13 protein-coding genes are annotated in these 20,246 nt (G+C 51.0%); 2 read left to right on the forward strand and 11 right to left on the reverse strand.

All coding sequences use genetic code 11. From position 1 onward, the window contains the following. Window positions 1-123: 123 nt before the first annotated feature. Complete coding sequence (locus EL633_RS24450) at window positions 124-2,517, reverse strand: DUF1349 domain-containing protein (RefSeq protein WP_126629900.1); 2,394 nt, start codon at window positions 2,515-2,517, stop codon at window positions 124-126. Between the two features lie 252 nt (window positions 2,518-2,769). After that, a complete protein-coding gene (locus EL633_RS24455; RefSeq protein ID WP_126629901.1) occupies window positions 2,770-5,265 on the reverse strand; it encodes a glucosidase family protein in 2,496 nt (831 codons plus the stop codon). 448 nt (window positions 5,266-5,713) lie between these two features. On the opposite strand from EL633_RS24455, the gene EL633_RS24460 reads away from it, so the two are divergent. Further along, window positions 5,714-6,523 (forward strand): alpha/beta hydrolase, encoded by an 810-nt coding sequence (locus EL633_RS24460; RefSeq protein WP_161982403.1) that lies wholly within the window; start codon window positions 5,714-5,716, stop codon window positions 6,521-6,523. Between the two features lie 52 nt (window positions 6,524-6,575). Here EL633_RS24460 and EL633_RS24465 read toward each other — a convergent pair whose 3' ends face one another. The 9 genes from EL633_RS24465 to EL633_RS24505 all read right to left on the reverse strand — a co-directional run bounded on the left by EL633_RS24465 (window position 6,576) and on the right by EL633_RS24505 (window position 17,982). Then, a complete protein-coding gene (locus tag EL633_RS24465) occupies window positions 6,576-8,273 on the reverse strand; it encodes a beta propeller repeat protein (RefSeq protein WP_126629903.1) in 1,698 nt (565 codons plus the stop codon). A 27-nt stretch (window positions 8,274-8,300) separates the two neighbouring features. Then, complete coding sequence (locus EL633_RS24470; protein WP_126629904.1) at window positions 8,301-9,905, reverse strand: TCP-1/cpn60 chaperonin family protein; 1,605 nt, start codon at window positions 9,903-9,905, stop codon at window positions 8,301-8,303. Window positions 9,906-9,928: 23 nt separating this feature from the next. Then, complete coding sequence (locus tag EL633_RS24475; RefSeq protein ID WP_126629905.1) at window positions 9,929-11,047, reverse strand: ABC transporter ATP-binding protein; 1,119 nt, start codon at window positions 11,045-11,047, stop codon at window positions 9,929-9,931. Window positions 11,048-11,073: 26 nt separating this feature from the next. Then, window positions 11,074-11,784, reverse strand: a complete 711-nt coding sequence (locus tag EL633_RS24480) for a hypothetical protein (protein WP_126629906.1) — start codon at window positions 11,782-11,784, stop codon at window positions 11,074-11,076. A gap of 2 nt (window positions 11,785-11,786) precedes the next feature. After that, entirely contained in the window at window positions 11,787-12,944 is a 1,158-nt protein-coding gene (locus tag EL633_RS24485; RefSeq protein ID WP_126629907.1) for an ABC transporter ATP-binding protein, read from the reverse strand. Window positions 12,945-12,997: 53 nt separating this feature from the next. Then, window positions 12,998-14,125, reverse strand: a complete 1,128-nt coding sequence (locus tag EL633_RS24490; RefSeq protein ID WP_126629908.1) for an ABC transporter ATP-binding protein — start codon at window positions 14,123-14,125, stop codon at window positions 12,998-13,000. Window positions 14,126-14,150: 25 nt separating this feature from the next. Then, window positions 14,151-15,173 carry a carbohydrate ABC transporter permease gene (locus tag EL633_RS24495; protein ID WP_126629909.1) on the reverse strand — a complete coding sequence of 341 codons (1,023 nt, stop codon included), beginning with the start codon at window positions 15,171-15,173 and terminating at the stop codon, window positions 14,151-14,153. Window positions 15,174-15,222: 49 nt separating this feature from the next. After that, window positions 15,223-16,149, reverse strand: coding sequence for a carbohydrate ABC transporter permease (locus EL633_RS24500; protein WP_126629910.1), 927 nt, complete (start codon window positions 16,147-16,149; stop codon window positions 15,223-15,225). A 99-nt stretch (window positions 16,150-16,248) separates the two neighbouring features. After that, window positions 16,249-17,982, reverse strand: a complete 1,734-nt coding sequence (locus EL633_RS24505; protein WP_126629911.1) for an ABC transporter substrate-binding protein — start codon at window positions 17,980-17,982, stop codon at window positions 16,249-16,251. Between the two features lie 360 nt (window positions 17,983-18,342). On the opposite strand from EL633_RS24505, the gene EL633_RS24510 reads away from it, so the two are divergent. After that, window positions 18,343-19,446 (forward strand): LacI family DNA-binding transcriptional regulator, encoded by a 1,104-nt coding sequence (locus EL633_RS24510; protein ID WP_161982404.1) that lies wholly within the window; start codon window positions 18,343-18,345, stop codon window positions 19,444-19,446. The last annotated feature ends 800 nt before the right edge of the window (window positions 19,447-20,246 follow it).

The following is a 20,246-nucleotide window of genomic DNA, read 5'->3' on the forward strand; positions in this document are numbered from 1 at the left end:
AGGGCAGACACCGGCTCGAAGAGAAAACAATAAACCGGGTCGCGAGCATGCTCGCGACCCGACGAGAGAAGACATGCCTGGTCAGGTGGATAGTCCACGCAAACCTCATTCCAGCGCCGAATATCAGATATTTACACTGACATTGGCGAAGGTAGAGGTATTCAGGGTACTATTATTGTGTGAGGTCAGTGCCAGACCTATATAGACATCGTTGCCCATAGTGATATCCACGGTCCCAATCTGGGTCCAGTTTGCTCCATCGCTGGAGGCGAACCCGGTAAAGGTAGTACCCGCACGCACCAACTTGACCCAGTAGGGAGCAGCCACAGAAGGGCCAGATGTATTATCACTGCTTCCACCTGTACTGGTACGGCATTGGAAGACGGCTCCATTGCCAGGGGTTAGAGCCACAAAGGCATGCGTTGAGTTGTCGTTGAGTGACTCGCGGATCATCACACCAGCTTTGGCCCAACCATCGGTGTTCTGAACGTTTGCCACGCGAGCAATAATGGTACCGTCTCCATGTAAAGGTTGATAGACATAGCGGAAGCCATCATTGACATTCCAGATATCCGAGCCAGAGCCCGATAAGGTAAAGAAGCTACTCAGGAAAGAGCCAGAGCCAGACTGACCAACGTTACCGATATCGCTCGTCTGCCATGGAGCCGGCAAGTTACTATCTCCAGGTGTGGGGGTCGGCGTCGGAGTTCCACCAGGAGTTGGGGTGGGTGGTGGAGGGACATTCCCACCCAGGATGGTATCCACACCAAGCCATTTGCCGGTATTGTGTACATTCACATCTTCCGATAAACCCCACATACCATAGGTACTGTAGCGACCAACGTGCGCGAACTGCATATACAGATCGCCACCTGAAGCCGTCCAGTTGGCCCAATCGTGCAGCTCGACATCCTTCATACGAGGATCGCGAGCGGCTCCAAACTGGTTCGCCAGCGTGGTATCGACAGGCGATATAGGCGTCTTGTTTCCTTCTTCATCCTGGCCACCTTCATAGACCAGGGAATGAAGACCAAACTGTGTGGCGATCGTGTGGCTGGTTTGATATCCTGCTGCATTGACGTCGCTGGCAGCCTGTTCGCCAGCGATAATGGCATCCACCGACGACTTATCGGAACTTCCATAATAGGCCGTTTGAGCAATACCATAGAGCTTGTCGCTAACGGTGCCCCCATAGTTGTTCTTCACATAGGTCAGCATATCGCTATCATAGTCGGTAAATGCATTATCGACAACCGGTCGGATACGCGTGCCATTGTCATTGAACACGTTTTTGAATTGATCCCCAATCTCTAAGGTGCGTTTTGCCATACGTCGGAAACGCCACTGATCCCCTGCGTTATTGATATTGTCGTAGTTTAAATTCGAACCGCCAGCCGCAACTTCATCCTGGGCCGCCTGATTGTTCCAGGGCCCCTGATGGAAGCCATAATGCCACATCTCATTGCTATACTCCACATAGATGTTGACATCAGCAGGCACGCCCTGATTGCCCGTAAATGCATTGCCATTTTTGAGGAGGGTCGCAACCTGGGTAACATAATCGTCGGAGGCATTTACGGGAATATTAATCCACTGATCTTTGTGGGTTAATTGCGCGATCAGCACCACATATTCCCAGGGAACTCCATGGACACCTGGATGCATGGCTCCATACAGGGGACCGGCCGTTGGCAAACGCCGATCTGTGGGCCATTGCAGACGAATGGGATAGAGTTCGTTGTTAGGATGGCCATCTGTGGTAGGGTCTGCATAGTCGTTGGTGCCAAGCGCTCCCATCCAGCGGAACGCAGCCCAGTTATGATTGGTCAATGTGCTCAGCCATTCATTTGTAAAGACCTGCGTCGTATCAGCCGCATAACCAGGTCGAATAGCTTTGATATTGGTTAAGCCAGTCCCGGCGTTATCACTAGCCTGACGCTTTGTCTGACGAAACTCGATATCAACCAGCACTCCGCCATCAGGATTCGGAACATTGACATCCGCAGTAGTGGTGTTGGTGTCAGTATTATAAACCTGATTGGTAATGGTCGTCCCACCATGAGCCGGATCATCGCCGGTACTTGTCAGGGTAGCCTGACCGGTAAAGGAAAGCTTGTACGTTCCACTGATATCTGTCGATTTCTTTAACGGATCAATATTGACGGCTCCTGATACCCAGGCATAGTTATAACGATTGTCGACAATCCAGGCAAAGTCGCTGGTGGGCCAGCCATTGGTGTCCTGTGTCAGGGCTGTCCCGCTGACTTCCTGAAAACGTGGCTCATTCTGAACCATATCGACCAGTGACTGTTCGTTGAAGTCAAGGTTAAGTCCCATGGAAGGCGCCGAGGCCGCATGGGCTAGAGGAGCGGTATGACTAGTGAGATACAGGCCCACCGAGCCTGCCAGTACTGAAAACAGCAAGAAACCGAGAAGTGCACAACGGGTGATCGAGCCGTGGATCAATCCTCTATGAGCGACTGGCTCAATCGTTGCCGTATGTCTGTGATACAGCATCGCAAGAATCCTTTCTTGTTAAAAACGTGTTTGCAACAACGCAAACATCCCGGATCATCTTCCTGATAAAAGGTCTTCACTGGTAAAAAGTCAGCATTGTCCTCCTCTCGTTAGAATGTGTGGACAGAGCATATAGCACTGTCCGGTTGGTCTGGTTCAATTCAGTGATGGGATACATTTTCAAGAGACGATCAAACCCATAGATTGGACCAGACCTGATTGCTGCTCGTTCCTTTAAAAGACATTCGGCAGCTAAGCACGCTCGAGATAATATATCTGCACGACGTGTGGGCCGGGTAATGTCATACGGAAATCGACATAGTGAGACTGTTCAAGAGACGATTCGACAAATGAGAGGAGCTTCCCCTGGTTATTAATCTTCAGGACCTTTTGCGCTTCTTCAGGCAGCAAGAGATGGCAATCACAGATTGTGCCACTCCCTGTGAGTTCTAGCGTGAGCAGTTGCTCTTCCTGATTGTGCTGATAGGTATAGGCAATATAGCCCTGCGAAGCAGGATAGGCTACACTGACTGAAGCTTGCTGACTGGCGGTGGCGCTCCAGCGTGGTGAAAGAAGCACATGCTCGTACGCTTGACCCTGATCAACCACACCAGCCAACCCTTCGATCATGGCATAGACAACGGCAGCAGCCCCCCAACTATCAGGAATGCCAAAGGAGACGGTATTGGGTGGGAAGTAGACAGGTTGATCGCTCAAGGTTATGCCCAGGATGGCCCAGTAGGCAGGTTCGTCGGAGGCACTCAGGATGATATTTTCAATACGGCGCTCGGGATGTGGATTGTCCAACCCATAGGCAATCACACCAAGATTGGGACAGTGGTCATTTTTTCCACGCCAGGCGACGGTGGCTACTTTTTTTCCGTCTTCAGGTACAGGCTCTTCCGGAAACCACCAGCTGGACACATTTTTCCCACGAACCACATAACGGGTGTAGGTTGTGCCGTCATTATAATGCAGGGTAATACTTCCCCCAATGCCGGTGGCACCTGTCTTGGACGTCGTGTGCAGGAAATAGACAGAGGCCGCGTATTGCGAGAGCGGGATCGCAATGTGTTGTGCATAGCCTGCATGGGTACTTACTGCCAGACCAACTTTCCGTCCGTTGATGGTGGGATCTACAATGGCAAAAGGAATATCCGCCATGGTTTGCAGGCCATAAGGCAGTTCATGCAGGTCATTGTCGCTATTCTCAAACCACCCTCGTACCTTCCCACGCTCACTATCTGACGCACCTGAAATATCAATATTCGCATAATCCGCCAGATCAATTGGCGTAAACTGGCGTGCCGGCTGCTGGAGGGAGGCTCCGGTATAGGTGCTATAAATAACGTCGCGATGCTGTTTGCCTAACGCATGCACACGCTGTAAAATATCTATCGCATAGCGCTCAAAGCCATGAGCAAAGGCGCCATGGGCCAGCTCGCCCGCCACAATGGTGGTCACACCACCATTCATGTACTGCCAGGTGCTATCGTGGTTGCTAAAACCAGTTTGAAATGGGGGATAAATCGTATACCACTCACCAGGAGATCCTTCTGGCAAGGTACGCCGGATATGCTGGTAAGTTCGAATAATTTCAACACATTGCTCATGACTTAGACGACGATTGAGTGAATAGGCGTTGGAGAGCGAGACCTGACTGGCCTCATCTACCCCCAGGTGTCTTCGGCACTCGGGATGTTCAGCAACATGATGGGTATAAAAATGACCATTCCAGCTTAAGGCATCCAGTCGCTCTTTCATCTCACTGGCTCGCTCGCGATAACGCGCCGCCTCTTCAAGCCGTCCCACATGCTCCAACATTTCAGCCAGATAGCCGCAAGATGCGATATATCCGGTGTTATCCCCAAACATAATCCCAAAATGAGTCTTGTCTGGATCAATCCGCATGGCATCATGCAAGACGCGAGCATCCTCTTCAGATTGGAAATCCCAGGTGTCAATGGTATACCCCCGCTTGATGAGCTGATATTTCGTTGACCAACGATACCTATCGCTCATACAATACTCCAGCGCCTTTATAGCAGCATCAAGGCTATCAGAAAGCCAGCCATCATCGTTGACCGCCTTCCAGGTATAGTACAACCCTTCCACAAACAAATATTCTACATCGGCTTCAACTGGAATACGTTTAAATTCACTCAGTCCATCTTCAAAAGGCCGAATAAAATCACCTTCGGCAAAACGAGTGTCCCAATAACTGGGCTGCTCTCCTCGTGGATAGACGTTATCCCAGATCATTCCATCCGCACGCTGGCTATCACGATAGAGTTCAATGCCATCCTTGAGAACCGGTGAAAAATATTTCATGCCCTTTAATACGTGTACATGATCACGTAACCAGCGCACAAAAAAGCTGTAGATGCGTCCCTGATAGCGCACATAGGAAGCTGCGCCCCAATCATCTCCCCCCTGCGTAAGCATCGTAAAGAGTAACATTTGCAGCAATTCAGCCATATCGCCTTGCTGCTCCTGGATAGTTGTCTCGACGTCCACCATAAATTGCAGGTGATGAAGCTGATGTCCAGCAGCATCTTCCAGTGTAATATGATGATAACCTGCTGAACCTCCAATGATCAGTTCCAATGTAGCCTGCGCCGGCTGACGATAATAGTGGCGTCCTTGCCCATCCACCACGGTCACAATACCCTCTTCCGCCACTTCAAGAACAATGCGCTCCAACGGCTTCAACCGTTCACCGTGGCGTTTCCCTCTGATTGCTAACATGTACCGGGATTCCTTTCTTCGCATGTTTCCACAAAAGGATGGTCGCTTCTCTGCAGACCATCGTGCCCGCTAGCACGTGTCTCTATGCCCGTATGCACGCTCATCTTGCTAAAATAGCTTGACAGTGGACGAGTGCTCTCCAATAAAAGTGTAACAGCACAAAAACGTTTTGTCAAACGTTTTATAAAATTTTAAAATTCTTCTTTTATTTTATGGAGAAAAATGCACGTCAAAAAATGGGATATAGCACACATTCAGAGAACAAGGTACGCTTAAATCTCTCTACACATAAAAAATATGAGCGTAATATGTATTTGCTCAAATTGCTGACTCTAGCGAAGAAATCTTGACTTTTATGCTTCTTTCTTTATACTCAATAATGAGTTCCCTGAAAACGTTTAAAGAAACGTTTAAAAATCAGACGTCTGAGAATAAGGAGTACCGCACAATGCAAAAGCTCAAGACAACGACCGTTCCCCTCTGGCCAAAGAAGGCACCGGGAGCAAAAGGTAAGGCAATAGATGATATCCCGACCCTAGAAATCTTTCTGCCTGATCCTGAGATCGCCACAGGAGCCGCGATAATCGTGATGCCCGGTGGCGGCTATGTGGGACATGCCGAGCATGAGGGCGCCCCTGTCGCCCAATGGTTGGCGGCTCAAGGAATTACGGGCTTTGTATTGCGCTATCGGCTGGCCTGGACGTATCAACATCCGATTCCATTCATAGATGCCAAACGTTCTATCCGTTATGTACGTGCACATGCAAGTGACTGGAACCTCGATCCCGAACGGATCGGGGTACTAGGTTTCTCAGCGGGCGGACATCTGGTAAGCATGACAGCAACCCATATTGAAGAGGGCAATCCCAATGACAAAGATCCGGTCGAACGCGTCTCAGCGCGCCCGAATGCGCAGATACTTGTCTATCCTGTGATTACGCTCAGTCCAAATTTTGGCGTCTGGTGGAATATTCTTGGTGATAACCCTCCTCATGAAATCATTCACATGTTCTGTACCGAGCGTCATGTTAACGCCCAAACGCCCCCGGCTTTCTTAGCCCACTGTATCCATGATGTTGGTGTACCAGTGATGAACTCCGATCTCTATGCTGCGGCTCTGAAAAGAGCTGGTATTCCCTATGAATATGTGCGTGAACATCTCGGCGATCATGGCTATGGGCTGGTCGATCGCTGGGGGGTCCCATGCGTTAAATGGCTACGCACATTAGGGTACGCCGCACCCGAACGCCCAGAGTAATTTCCAGTGAGCAGGAAGCCTGAGTTCATGACCAGGCTTCCTGTCTGCTGCCTCAAAATACGCGGATCACTGTTCCTCCGGGTAACAGACCATAGCATTGTTGGTCAAGCACTGCGATATCAAGCAATGCTTGCTCACTGATACACACCCAGGTCTGGGCAGCAAGAGAGACACTGAAGAGTCCGCTGGTCGTCAAAAGCAAAAGGTGTTCTTGCAGCCAGAGCATCCGTCGTACCTCGCCTCTGGCTTCGCAGCGCATGCGCTGCCACTCACCACGCTGTCTATGCACCAGAAGTGTGTTACCAATTGCCAGCAGCAATGGCTCCTGACAGCTAGCCACGGTAGCCCAGATGGAGGAAATCTCAATGCCAGCAGTCCAGGTCTCTCCGCAATCCATAGAATGCCAGATACGCGCTTGATAGAGCCTGGGGTCATAGGTCACAACAAACGCAATCTGTTTGTGCACAATTAATGCAGCCACCGGGAGAATTCCAAAGGGCGTGGCTATCTCCTCCCACTCCTCTCCAGCGGTATAGGTGCGCACAAGATGTGAGGAATGCGCGATAATGCCCAGGCCAAACCCATCGGCACAAAAACTCAGGTGCGTCAGTTCATTTTCTGAGGACTGCTGCCAGTTCTCTTTTGCCTCGTCTCCTCTGTAGAGTCCATGGGGAGTGGCAGCCAGGAGCCAGCCTTGCTCAGCAAGGCTGGCGACGCTCAGGATGGGTAGACCCTGCAATAATGGTTGCCAACCATGACCGGGTCCATAGCGGTACAGACCGGACTGCACACCTGCACTGAGCAACGTGTCCTTATACACCAGCAACTGAGACAGATCTGCAATGGGAGGGGGTTGCATGGGTTGCCAGTTCAGACCATCATCCATACTCATCCATATACCCTCACTGCTGCCAACCCAGAGCAGGCTATCTTGCTGGACAATGACGAGGGGCGTCACAGGGAGGACTTGCGACCAGGCACATGACGCTGGATCCTGGCGCAGAAGGCCCTGTGTGGCACACCCAAGCAGTCGGGTGTCTTGATTGGTTATATGCAGTGCCGTTGGTTGCAGGTCCGCAGGGATAATAGGATAAGGTTCCCAGTGCAGTCCGTTGTCGGACGACATATGCAAGGTGCCCTCTTCGGTCGCAGCGATCAACTGGTGAGCTGGGGAACGCGCCAGGGCTGCAATTGGCAGGTCCAGCATATCGGGCACAAGCTGCCAGGCACGGCCAGCATTTGGTGAACGATACAGGCCATCGGGAGTGCCAGCCAGTACATTATCATGGTCCACCCACAGTAAGGCGGTAATCTCAAAGCTTTGTAACCCGAACTGGGCACTGCGCCAGGTGGACCCCCCATCATCACTTCGGAGGATCCCGCTCTCCAGTGTACCCACCAGAGCAACATGATCATAGCTAAAACACGGTGAGCTTACCAGTGCAGTCACGGAGGCACGACCTTCTTGCAGCGCACCACGTTGCCAGGTATGGCCACCATTATAGGAATATGCGACCCCGTCGGTCCCACCTGCGATTAAGCGGTCACCACAGTGAGTGAGGACCGTAATACCAGTCAAGGGTAGATTGGTCGTACGGGACCGCCAGGGTGTGCCCAAAACCTGATACGCGATGCCACCACTACCGCCAGCCCAGAGTTCACCCGGAGCACAGGCCAGGGCCAACACCGGTGTCACCAGCCCGCTGGACAATCCATGTGCATCCTGCTGTCGTCGTTGTACAGCCTGCATATGCTTCTCCTCTTCTTGTCATCCTCTTTAGACGTTATGTACAATAGTATCGGTGGTCATCGCCATGATGGCGGTACTGATGGCTGCCTCTAACACACCACAGGTCACCAATGTGCTATCGATAATGCCGCTTGCTCGCACCTGAACATAGCATCCTTGCTGCACATCAAAACCATAGCCGCTTCCACGGTCCTGAATCTCTTGTAACACCACTGCAGGTGAGAGCAGACCATGATTCTTGATCAGTTGGATAAACGGTGCTTCTAGCGCTCTGGCAACAACCTGCAAACCACTCCGTATATCCTCATGTATCGATTCCTGCAGCGCGTCCTGCACTGCGGCCTGGCAGGCCAGATAAGCAATTCCACCACCGGGCACAACGCCATGCGTCTGAACGGCTTCTAGTACTAAGAACGCCTTTTCGATGCTCTCTTTTTTGAGTTCACGCTCGTGCTCACTATACGCACCCAGTTTGATCACACCGATACCACCTGACAATCGAGCCTGACGCATCTTGAGGGTCGAGCGCTCTTTATGACCATGATCTAACTGCTGGAGTTGTCTTTGGATACCAATAAGATGCTGTCGGATGCTGACAGGCGCACCCTGTCCACCAACAATCGCCAGGCCGTTACGGGTCAGGGTCACTTTACGCGCGCGCCCGAAGTATTCCTGTCGCATAGATTGTGAGGGACAACCTTGCTCTGTCTGCAACACTTGCGCACCCACCAGGACAGCCATATCGCTCAAGTCGCTGCTGGTCAGACCAGAGGTTACCACCGCAGGGGCCACCGTCAGGACACCACGATGATGATTGAGCAGGAGCGTTTTGAGCGCCTCCTGCTCAATCACATTTGCTATCAGCACCAGCGGAGGCTTGTCCGGATGCTGAACGGCAAGTTCAAGCGCTGTTTGCACCTGCTCAAGTTTACTCACGTTCTCATCGGCAATCATGATCAATGGCTGATACAGTTCCAGACCAGCCTTCCCTTCCGGCAAAAAAGAGGTATCAGCCAGGTGGACATCCCATTGACCACCACTCACATATTCGCGATCAAGGTGCGGAGCATAGGATTCTTCGATCACAAAGGCAGCATGTTCGCCCAGCAGCGCTGAGAGCTCACCTACAATGATCCCCATAGCCCGATCATTGGTGACACCGATGGCAATACCGGTCAATTCATCCTGTCCTGTCACTGAACGGGCCTGGACAAGTAGGGCCGCGCGCGCAATAGCCAGTCCTTGCTCCATACCGCGTCTGAGTAATGCAGGATTGGCTCCAGCGGTAATACGCTTGACGGCTTCACGCAGAGCCGCCACAGACAGGACTGCGGCGGTCGCGGCTCCATCACCATAGCGCTCATGAACATCCATCACCATCGAACGAACCATCATGGCGCCAATGTTTTCCGCTCGTTGTGGCAACGCAATGACCCGCGTGGCAATCGTCGCAGAATCCAGCAGGAGTTCTGGCTCCGAGGTGCTACGCGCATGCAGGACCGTCCCTTTGGTTGGCCCAAGTGTCACGGCCAACAGGGTGCTGAATTTTTCAAATCCACGCAGAAGTTTTTTGAGTGCCAGTGGTGCTTGCACGAGCGCTGGCTGTACATCTGGCGTCACAAGTTTGCTCATCTCTACCTCCCCCTTGTTATGACTCAAAATGCAGGCTGAAGCGCCTTTTCGGTGAGAATATCAAAGAGGCAGATGCGTGCCTCATCCAGCGCAAACGCAAAGATGTGTCCCACCTCGGGTAGCGCGACCCCACTATCCTCACACAGGACACGCAGATAGCTGCCATCCGTCAGGCGCAAGGTCAGCACAACTTCTCCAATCAAAGGTTCAACATCTTCGATCTGGGCATGATGCACCATCGCATCAGGATAATCGGCAAGCTCCCATGCAGGAATAAAGGCCGCGGGATTAAGACCCACCAGTAGGTGAGAGGCATCAGTTGCCTGCAAGACATGTTTCCAGGTTGGATCTAGTGAGAAACGCAGATCAGCCACCTTCACCTGATAGCGATCATCCTCATACACACACTCCCCCTCCAGAACATTCATTGGTGGTGTGCCAATAAAGCGGGCCATAAACGTGTTGGCCGGACTTTGCAGGATCTCATCTGGCGTGCCGACTTGCTGGAGCCGACCTTTGGCGATGACGGCAATACGATCTGCCATCGCGAAGGCCTCACTTTGATCATGGGTCACATAAATGCTCGGTTTCTGCTTCTGCCGGTGCAGGCTTTGAATATCGCGACGGGCACGATAGCGTAACTTGGGATCCAGATTGGCCAGTGGCTCATCGAAAAGATAGGTATCAGCATCTTTGACCATCGCACGTGCCAGCGCCACACGTTGTTGCTCACCACCTGAAAGATCAATCGCCAGCTTGGGCAAATATTCTGCCAGACCAAGTTTATCGGCAGTAATCTTGATACGCTTCTCAATCTCTGCCCGCCCCATCTTCCGCGCCTGGAGTCCATACGCAATGTTGTCGAACACATTCATATTGGGATAGATGCCATAATCCTGGAAGACCATCCCCAGATTACGCTCCCGGGGAGTGGCCGTGGTAATGTCCCGCCCAGACATAAAAACCTGACCGGCATCAGGAGCCTCCAGGCCACTGATCAAACGCAGAATGGTCGATTTTCCCCCACCGGAGGGACCCAGCAACACAAAGAATTCTCCATCAGCAACCTGGAAGCTGATATCATCCACCACCAGCGTATTTTGATATTTTTTGACCAGGTTCCGTACTTCTAATCCGTGCATAGCGCGTACATCCTTTCACGTTGCACTCAACCAGCAATAACAAAATGGTTTCTGTGATGGGCAACCAGTTGCCGATACTGGTAGGTTTGGATCAACGCGACCAGTACCGGCACAATGAGGAGAATACCTGCCAGGGAAACAACACCCAGGATGACCAATGCCAGCACAATGAATGCTGTACGTAAGGATTGCGCAGGAGAGCGTAGGATCAGGCGCAATGAAGTAGAGAGCAATGTCCAGGAGGTGGCAGCAGGTAGATCAGCGAAAAGTGGGCCCCAGTAGAGTGAGCAGAACAAGAGCCATAAGAGCACAAACTGCACCAGTATCTCTACAATTGAGATATGCGTGAGAGCAGTCAGCCCAATGACAAGGAATCCTGCTCCAAAGATGCCATAGAGCGGGGCCAGGCGGCGGATACTATCCAGCGCGCACCCGCGAATGGTCTCCTGGAGCAATCCCATGGTTAATGGTTCACCCCCACAGATCTTCGCGACCAACCCAAAAACAACACCTGAAGAGGCTGCCAGAGCGACTACGCCGATCCCTAAGAGGGGGAGCCGCAGCCACAGAGGCCAGGTCCCGAAACCAAGCGCAACCAGCACTGGTAACAAAGTTATGGCCCAGACCAGATTAATGGCAATCAGGACTTCAATGTTATTTTTTGCCAGCGTAAAACTACTCCAGATCGGGTTGCGCAGAACCTCTTCTTCACCATCAATATCGTCATAAAAAGCCATCTTCAACCTGCTTTCTCGCTGAGCGCTATTGGTACCTTCACGCTGTGGATAAGCGATGCGCCGGTCTCTTTATCAAAAAGGTGCAGTTTGCGCGTGTTGATCGCCAATGGAATCTCCTTCCCGATATAGGAAGCAGGCAAACGTAACTTGAACGTCACGGTAAAGTCCTTTGCCTCTTCCTCCAAACTCGTGCAGTACACCGTGCTCCCCACTGAGGTTGGCTCGATCACATTGACATAGCCCTGCACCGTATTCTCTTCCCCAACCGGAAACGGAGCTTTTTTCGGCACATGATAATCTTCTGGTCGAATCCCTAATCTCACCTGCTTACCAACGTAACTGGCAACCTTCTCACGCAATTCTGCTGGCAGTAAAAGATCCATGCCAGCGTTCCGCGCCCAGATATCCTCGCCATCAGCCACCAGATCCACATCAAACAGATTAATGCTGGGTGTGCCAATAAAAAAGGCCACAAACTCATTTATTGGGCGCTCATAGAGATCCTGGCCACTGCCCATTTGCTGGATCTGGCCATCACGCATGACAGCGATCGTATCACCCAGGGCCATCGCTTCTGATTGGTCATGGGTCACATAAATGCTCGGCATGCCTTTTTGCCGATGCAAGAGCAAGATATCTTCGCGCGCTTCCAGGCGCAACTGAGCATCCAGATTAGCGAGCGGCTCATCGTAAAGATAGAGGGTTGCATCACGTACCAACGCGCGTGCCAGGGCGACCCGCTGACGCTCACCGCCACTCAACTGACGCGGTTTCCTTTTCAGGAACGGGTCAATATGAAAGAGGCGAGCGGCGTCCGGAACGCGTTGTTTGATCAGCGCACCCGGCGCATGGCGAGAGCGTAACCCATACGCGATATTCTCGTACACCGTCATATGCGGAAAAATAGCATAGTCCTGGAAGACCATGGCAAGATTGCGATCACGTGGACGAATCTCAGTCATGTCCCGCTCCCCAAAACGAATGGCACCACTGGAGACTGGTTCCAGCCCAGCCAGCATACGTAACGTGGTGGTCTTACCACAGCCAGATGGACCGACCAGAACCAGCATATGCCCTTCCGGGACCTCAAAACTGATGTCGTCAACAGCAACTTTTTCTTTGAAACGCTTCACAAGATGTTGGGCAGCAATTGCGCTCATCGACTCCACTCCTTTGTGCTTACATGCCTACTATTTATTCTGCAACCTATCGGTCAATCGAACAGATCAGGGATACCCGGCGTATGCAGGACGGCCTCTCCCTGCGCCTCGAAAAGTGAGACGTGCTCCCAGTTTGGCGTAATCTTCACCGCTTGCCGGGTAGGAAAATCCAGCGGGGCAATGACGGTAAGGTGAATGTCTCCTGGCAACACACCATGTATAAATGTCGCCTGCTCAGTTGGGATACGCTCGATATGACGAATCGCTAACTCGATACCGTCGGCTTGATCCATCTGCCAATCAGAGGGCCGCACCCCAAGGCTGGCGGCACCTTGCTGACTATGTTCAGCCAGTTCCAGCGGTAGTGGCCAGGCAGTTTCCACGATGCGAATCTCGGCACTGGAGAGAACGACTGGTATCACGGCAATAGGAGGTGTGCCAATAAAGGTGGCGACAAACAGATTCTGGGGGGTGTAATACAGTTCATCAAAGGTCCCAACCTGCTCAATATGGCCACTACGCATGACCGCAATACGGTCCCCCATAAAGATCGCCTCTTGCTGATCGTGAGTCACGTACAGCGCCGTAATCGCGAATTGGCGCAACAATTTTTTGATCTCGATACGCGTCTTCTCACGCCGCTTGGCATCAAGGTTCACAATGGGCTCATCCATCAAGAAAACCACGGGATCGCGCACAATACAGCGCGCGATCGCCACACGCTGCTTCTCACCTCCCGAAAGGGTATCAGGCATACGCCCCAGTAACAGATTAAAATCAACACCCAGGCGATCGGCTACCTGCTGTACCCGCGCCTCCATCTCCTCTTCAGAATGGGAATGCTGCTCAAAGTAATAGGCAAGATTGCCTTTCCCTTTCATTGTTGGATAGAGCGCATAATCCTGAAAAATCATCCCCACCCCACGATCCTGTGGTTTGATCTGGGTCATATCATACGTATCGTAGAAAACATGGCCCGCATCCGCATATTCTAATCCCGCCACCACTTTGAGCAACGTACTTTTGCCACATCCTGACGGACCAACGACACTCAGGGTCTCTCCACTGTGAATCTCCAGATCAACATGGTCCAGAGCAGGACCATGTTTGTAGCCTACCAGCGTGACCTCATCCATAGCATCATACTGCTTGACCACGGCGTCGAGTTTCACCTTAACCATATCTCTTCCTCTCCAGTTGAGCCACCTATTTCAGGCCCCGAATACGAATGCCTTGCAGCAAGTAGCGAAAACTGACCAGGAAGATCAGAAAGATTGGCAGCGATTGAAGGATACTCAACACCATAATGCCGTTCCAGGTCAGACCCTGCTGCGCCAGATGAGCGGCACTCGTCGAGTTATTCATCGCCTGCTCTGCATTGGTCGCACCGGTGGAAGTAAAAGCGTTCACTAACTTATAGACCGCCACCGAGATAGGTAAGTTTTGTGGACTGGAGATCACCAGCGAAGGCCAGAGGAAACCATCCCAGACACTTGAAAATTGCATTGACATGACGACCGCAAAGACCGGAACACTCATCGGCAACACAATCCGCCGGAAGATATTGAACTCTGACCCACCATCGACCCGAGCAGCCTGCAAAATCGAGTTGGGGATCGTATCAAAAAAGGCTTTAAAGTAGAGAAAGCCATAGGCATTGAATATGGCAGGGACAATCACGGCCCAGAGCGTATCACCCAGTTGCAGGGATGGATAAGGATCACCGGAGGGCAGTTCAGGCACATAGGAAAAGGGGAACGGAAAATGCTGGATCAACAGATAGCTTGGAACAAGCATGACGACTGCGGGCAACAACATCGTGCCAATAAAGAACAGAAAGGTCCAGCGTGCCAGAGGCCCGCGCTGTAATTTACTATTCGCATAGGCCGCTAGCGCGGTAACCGGGGTGGAGATCAGCAGGGTTCCACCAGTCATCAGGAGCGAATTGCCAAAGTAGGTAAAGAAGTTCGCGCTATTCTGCCCACCACTACTCAGTTGCTCTCCATTAACAATGGTGATAGCCAGTTTCCAGGCATTCAGGGTGAAATTGACCGGCCATAATGTCGGTGGGGTCTGTAAGGTTTCTGAACCTGACTTAAAGGAGGTAATTAACATAAAGTAAAAAGGAATCAGGTGTAGGAGAATACCAACCACCAGGAAAGCCACTACCAGCCACCAGGAGAAACGTACATGTGGTTGTTTGCGTCCAACCACTGGAAAAAGAGCCATATCATTACTCCATTCTCTTAAGCCATGTCTTCATTACCATCACGCATCTCTAAGCGTCTGGATCTTCTTTAATCACCATGCGCGAAATAATTGTGGCGACCAGGGTAACCACAAACAGCACGCAGGCCAGTGCCGATGCATCACCATAGCGGATACTGCTGATCATATCGTACACATAGATCATCACCGTTCGGCTGCTTCCAGATGGTCCACCCTCAGTCAAAATTTTGGGGCCATCAAAGGTCTGCAATGAAGTAATAATGCTGAGTAACAGGATCAACGCGATCACCGGTCGAATACGCGGCAAAGAGATCGTCCAGATTTTGCGCCAGAAACTGGCCCCTTCAACCTCGGCTGCTTCATAGTACGAGGTAGGAATACTTTGGAGCGAGGCCAGATATAACAAGCCAGGAGCAAAGAAGAGCGCGCCCGGCACGGCCAGCCAGAACAACACAAGCTGCGGATCGTCCAGAAATAATTGTGGCGAGAGGTGTAAGATATTCGTCGCCACAAATTGGAAGAGTCCATAATCGCGATCATAGAAATAGCGCAACAACATAATGCTCGTAATGCCACTTAGCGGTAAAAACCAGAGAAACATCATCCAATAGGTGACTTTCCTGGGCATCTCTAACAGGAAAAGAGAGGCAACGATTGGCAAAAAGAAGGTCAACCCAATCGTCAAGACAGAGTAGATAATCGTGATGGAGAAAGCACTGCCAACCAATGGATCGCTCAGGATATGCACATAATTCGCAAACCCAACATACTCACTGGGCTGAATTACCTGTCCATCAGTAAAACTAATGATAATGCCTGCCACCAGTGGATACCAGCCCCAGGCTAATTGAAAAATGAGGGCAACAATGATAAAAAGCCAGGCTTCAATCCGGCTACGTCGCCGCAATTTTGGTGCAGGAGTTGCAGCCGATGCATCCGCATCTACCGCTTTGATCTCAGTCGATGATCTAGACATAGCAAGCTTCCTCTATACGTCGTGTAAGCACAATAGGCAGCGATGGGATGGTGGAAGCGCTGGCCCCACCATCCATCCTTGTGCAGGATAACAACATTGTTATTTAAGGGCAGGAAGTACCTCATTGTTGTAGAAGGCACCCCAGTCACCTGAGTAGAAGTTCGGCATATTCTTTTGAAAGAAGCTATTTAAAGCGGTATAGTATTTGTTCGAGCCGTCTTTAAATTCTGCTGCGGACAAACTGGAAGAGAGCGAACGCGCCTGCTGATTATACGTATCCTGGAATTTCTTGAGAATTGGTTCAATGTCCTGACGGGTTGAACTCAACTGCTGCAACATATCATCATGTGAATCCGCACTTGGCGCGACCTGTTTATCAGGTTTATAGAAAAGGCTATCCGATGGTATCAGCGGAATATTGATCAGCGCCATATAATCTGCCACGATTTTAGCCCCAAAGACCTTTTCCACCGTCACGTCAGCTGGCACCTTGGGATTCTTCTGGTAACGATTGCCTGGTGCGATGTAATCATAGGCAGAATGTGGATCTTTAGTCAGATCATAGCGCATAGCTCTGGAATCTATATAGCCATCACCAAAGAACATATAGAACCAGAGATCGGAAGCTTTATCCAATGCATCGTTCTTCAGATGGGGATTGAGCATGACCTGGCCATACGATGGAGAAGTGGATGAGCTAAAGGCTCCATTTGAACCATTAGGATAGGGAACATACCCAATTAACTCATCCAGGGGTTTGCCATATTTCTTGGGCATATCTGGAATGGTTACCGGTGCGTACCCAGAAATTGCGAGCAGCAGGGAAAAGCCCGGGGCCATTGGAAAACTGCCATTGGCCATCTGCGCCACGGCATCTCCCTCCCAGGTATACGCGGTCGCATTCTGACGAATTAATTTATCATCAAAGACCATCGTACGGTAGAGTGAGACACGATCTTTCCAGGCATTAACCCAGGGATCCAGTTTCACTTGCTGATGCCAGCCGGCACTCGGCACAGGAATATTGCCTAACACGCCACCATGTTCCGTCGTATCCAAGAGATTCGAGTTGGTTAAATAACCAAGCATGTATTTAGGCGCACCCATGGCAGGTTTACCGGGGCTCGCCATGGCCTTGGCAAAGGTCCTAAAATCTTCCCAGCTCCAGCCCAATTTTGGATCAGCAAGGCCTTTTTGTTTGGCCAGATCACGGCGGTAAAAGAGTCCTGAGCCTGCGCTTACCACATCAGAAGGTAAGCCATAATACTTGCCATCAACGTTCGACTGGGCCTGCCAGAGCGGCTTGGCATAATCGGCCAGTAATGTGTCTACTTTGTACTTTTGTAAGATCTTCGTGGTATCAGCGGCCAGACCAAGCGTACCGGCAAAATGATTTTGCGAGGGGGTCGAGCCAGTTCCCAACCCCCCATACCAATCGGGAGCCGTACGGGCAGCGACCGCTGCAATCAATTTTTGAGAAGTTGACAGGTCAATCGCGGTATACTTTAGCGTCACATTTTTATTTTTATTCAACCAGTTCTGCAAAACCGCGACTTCTGCTTTATTAACAGGATCCGTCTCACCTTTCTTTGCCATGGAAGGAATCGGCTTGAATGGCCAATCGCCGGTCAACAGGGTCACGGGTGAGGTTGACGTGCTCTCAGTTGTGCCTCCACAGGCGGTCAGAATGCTTCCTCCGGTTAACGCGAGACCTCCAATTGTCGCACCGGTTGCTGCCATGTTGCGTAACATTTGTCTCCGTGTAAGGGTAGGTGCCGGGGATGAGAGTGCCGCCGATGGCACTCTCTGCTCTAAAATAGTTTCCTCGGACATGGTTTTCTCCTTTAATCACCAATGCAGTCAAATGAAAATGTATAGAAAGACATGGGGAGGACATGTTCAAGAGAGTGTGATCATGCGCCTCCACAAGCCGGGAAGATGAAACGGGTCAGGAAACGGTTTGTGCGTTACCAGTTCGGTATGCCAGGGATGGTTTTCTGGGTCTATTGACGGAGTGTTTATTAAAACGTTTTATAAAACATTTATATATTTTTTCAAAGTATAGTCAAGATATAAGCGCATGTCAAGTGGTATTTGGAGCAATTATGCCTCTTGACAGCGCAAAGACTTCCGATTATGATAGTAGCTACAATCGATTTCATAAATTTTTTATTAAACAAAGTAGAAACACGCATGAGTAAAAAAGAGGATGGCTCAACACGACGCGTTGGCTTGCGTCAGGTCGCGCAACGGGCAGGGGTCTCATTGAGTACCGCTTCAAACGTTTTTGCGGATAAACCAGGAGTCGCGATTTCAGAGGAGACCCGCAACGCAGTGTTAGCAGCTGCGACAGAATTGAAGTATCAACCGCGTCCACGTCAAGAAATTATTCATCGCTCAGCAGTAACAACGCTCGGCGTCGTCTTACGCAAGCCGCTACCACTCCTGACGCATCCTTTCTATTCCTATGTCATTCATGGTGTCCAGGGTGCCTGCGAGGAGCATAATATTAGTCTAATGTATGGTCGCGTAGATGAAGATGCTACGACCTTTGAGGCACTTCCAGTGATGGTACAACGTGAGCAGGTACAGGGACTGCTCCTGGTCGGCTATTTTGCCGACGATTTCTACTTGCTTCTCAGACGGCAACAACAACCCTTTGTAATGATTCACCATCATGTCGACAGCTTACGTCCTGATAGTGTGGTCTGCGAAGATGAACGCGGTGGGTATCTGGCCACTCAGCATTTGATCGACCATGGCCACCGCCAGCCAGCCCCGGCAATCCTGACTGGCCCCGAATATCTCTTCCATGTGCGTGAACGCTTTGCCGGCTACCGACGTGCCCTGGCCGAAGCTGGACTTCCTTATCAGAGTAGCTATGTACGCCACGGCGATATGACGGTCAATACTGGCTATAGCGAGATGCTCGCCCTGCTGGATCTCCCCCAACCACCAACCGCCGTTTTTTGCTGCAATGATGAAATGGCAATTGGTGCCATGAATGCCATCACCGCCCGCGGCCTCAGTGTGCCGCAGGACTGCTCAATCATCGGCTTTGACGATATTCAACTTGCACGCTATACCACACCACCATTGACAACCATTAAAGTCGAAAAAGAATGGATGGGGGCACAGGGCTTGTGGCAACTGGTTGAGCGCATCACCAATCCAGATATGCCCTCACGCCACACCATTATTGGGGTTTCACTCGTCGAACGTGAATCAACACGTTCAATCTCAACAGATACGATATCAAGTTCCAGTCACCATCTATTGGAAAAACCAACGCCATAGTCAGAAACTCCACTCCGAACAGCCTGGAGCTTCAGGCTATGCTGATGCAATGTAGTCAAAGAGTGGTTACATACACATCGCTACTGATCATACACCACTGCAAGAAACCTGTGCTCGCTGCTATGACGGTAGGGCAATGGCAAAGATATTGAAAAAAATCCACGCATAGCTCGAACATCGTGGATGTGAGAAAGAGAAACAATAATGCCCGATCTCCTTTGGCATGCGGAAAATGATCAGCTCACGATGTCTATCTACACTGATGCATCGATGATGTTCTCCGCAAAAGAACAGAACATCACATGGAAAACCGGACGGGTCGCTCTTTAGGAAGTCGGCCCTGTTGATGTCGGTCATGTCTGGTTGCGAACGTCGTCGCCTACGCCATTGGAGATCGCAGCCAAACGACCTGCCGCCGATTGTGGGAGGCCATTCCAGCAACATACCGAGCAAGCTGCTGTTTTACCGATTTCTGGATTGCCTATCAAGCGGTGATTCAAGAAGAGCAGCATACCGCAGTGGGAAATAAACAAGGAGAAATCTCGCGGGCAAAATATAACGGCAAAGTCAAGCCCTACTTTTTGTCAACCTGGTTCACCGACAGCTACATTTCGATTTCCGCCCCCAGTTCGTCCTCTTCACTGGTGAGCGGCAGGTGCGGCTGAGTAAATCAGCGACGAAAGCGATAAGGCTATCCTTTCTCACTTCCTCTCGCGCCATCCCACGCTCCAGCACCGTGCGATCGAAGACACGCCAGGAAGTTGTGTATATTAACATATAAAAATCCTCTTTTTTTGTTA

Origin of the sequence: Dictyobacter alpinus (assembly GCF_003967575.1) — a bacterium.
GTDB classification, from domain to species: domain Bacteria; phylum Chloroflexota; class Ktedonobacteria; order Ktedonobacterales; family Ktedonobacteraceae; genus Dictyobacter; species Dictyobacter alpinus.

Excerpts from the sequence above, each read along its gene's own strand:
- EL633_RS24450 (WP_126629900.1), bottom strand. The coding sequence starts at position 2,517 with ATGCTGTATCACAGACATACGGCAACGATTGAGCCAGTCGCTCATAGA.
- EL633_RS24455 (WP_126629901.1), bottom strand. The coding sequence starts at position 5,265 with ATGTTAGCAATCAGAGGGAAACGCCACGGTGAACGGTTGAAGCCGTTG.
- EL633_RS24460 (WP_161982403.1), top strand. The coding sequence starts at position 5,714 with ATGCAAAAGCTCAAGACAACGACCGTTCCCCTCTGGCCAAAGAAGGCA.
- EL633_RS24465 (WP_126629903.1), bottom strand. The coding sequence starts at position 8,273 with ATGCAGGCTGTACAACGACGACAGCAGGATGCACATGGATTGTCCAGC.
- EL633_RS24470 (WP_126629904.1), bottom strand. The coding sequence starts at position 9,905 with ATGAGCAAACTTGTGACGCCAGATGTACAGCCAGCGCTCGTGCAAGCA.
- EL633_RS24475 (WP_126629905.1), bottom strand. The coding sequence starts at position 11,047 with ATGCACGGATTAGAAGTACGGAACCTGGTCAAAAAATATCAAAATACG.
- EL633_RS24480 (WP_126629906.1), bottom strand. The coding sequence starts at position 11,784 with ATGGCTTTTTATGACGATATTGATGGTGAAGAAGAGGTTCTGCGCAAC.
- EL633_RS24485 (WP_126629907.1), bottom strand. The coding sequence starts at position 12,944 with ATGAGCGCAATTGCTGCCCAACATCTTGTGAAGCGTTTCAAAGAAAAA.
- EL633_RS24490 (WP_126629908.1), bottom strand. The coding sequence starts at position 14,125 with ATGGTTAAGGTGAAACTCGACGCCGTGGTCAAGCAGTATGATGCTATG.
- EL633_RS24495 (WP_126629909.1), bottom strand. The coding sequence starts at position 15,173 with ATGGCTCTTTTTCCAGTGGTTGGACGCAAACAACCACATGTACGTTTC.
- EL633_RS24500 (WP_126629910.1), bottom strand. The coding sequence starts at position 16,149 with ATGTCTAGATCATCGACTGAGATCAAAGCGGTAGATGCGGATGCATCG.
- EL633_RS24505 (WP_126629911.1), bottom strand. The coding sequence starts at position 17,982 with ATGTCCGAGGAAACTATTTTAGAGCAGAGAGTGCCATCGGCGGCACTC.
- EL633_RS24510 (WP_161982404.1), top strand. The coding sequence starts at position 18,343 with ATGAGTAAAAAAGAGGATGGCTCAACACGACGCGTTGGCTTGCGTCAG.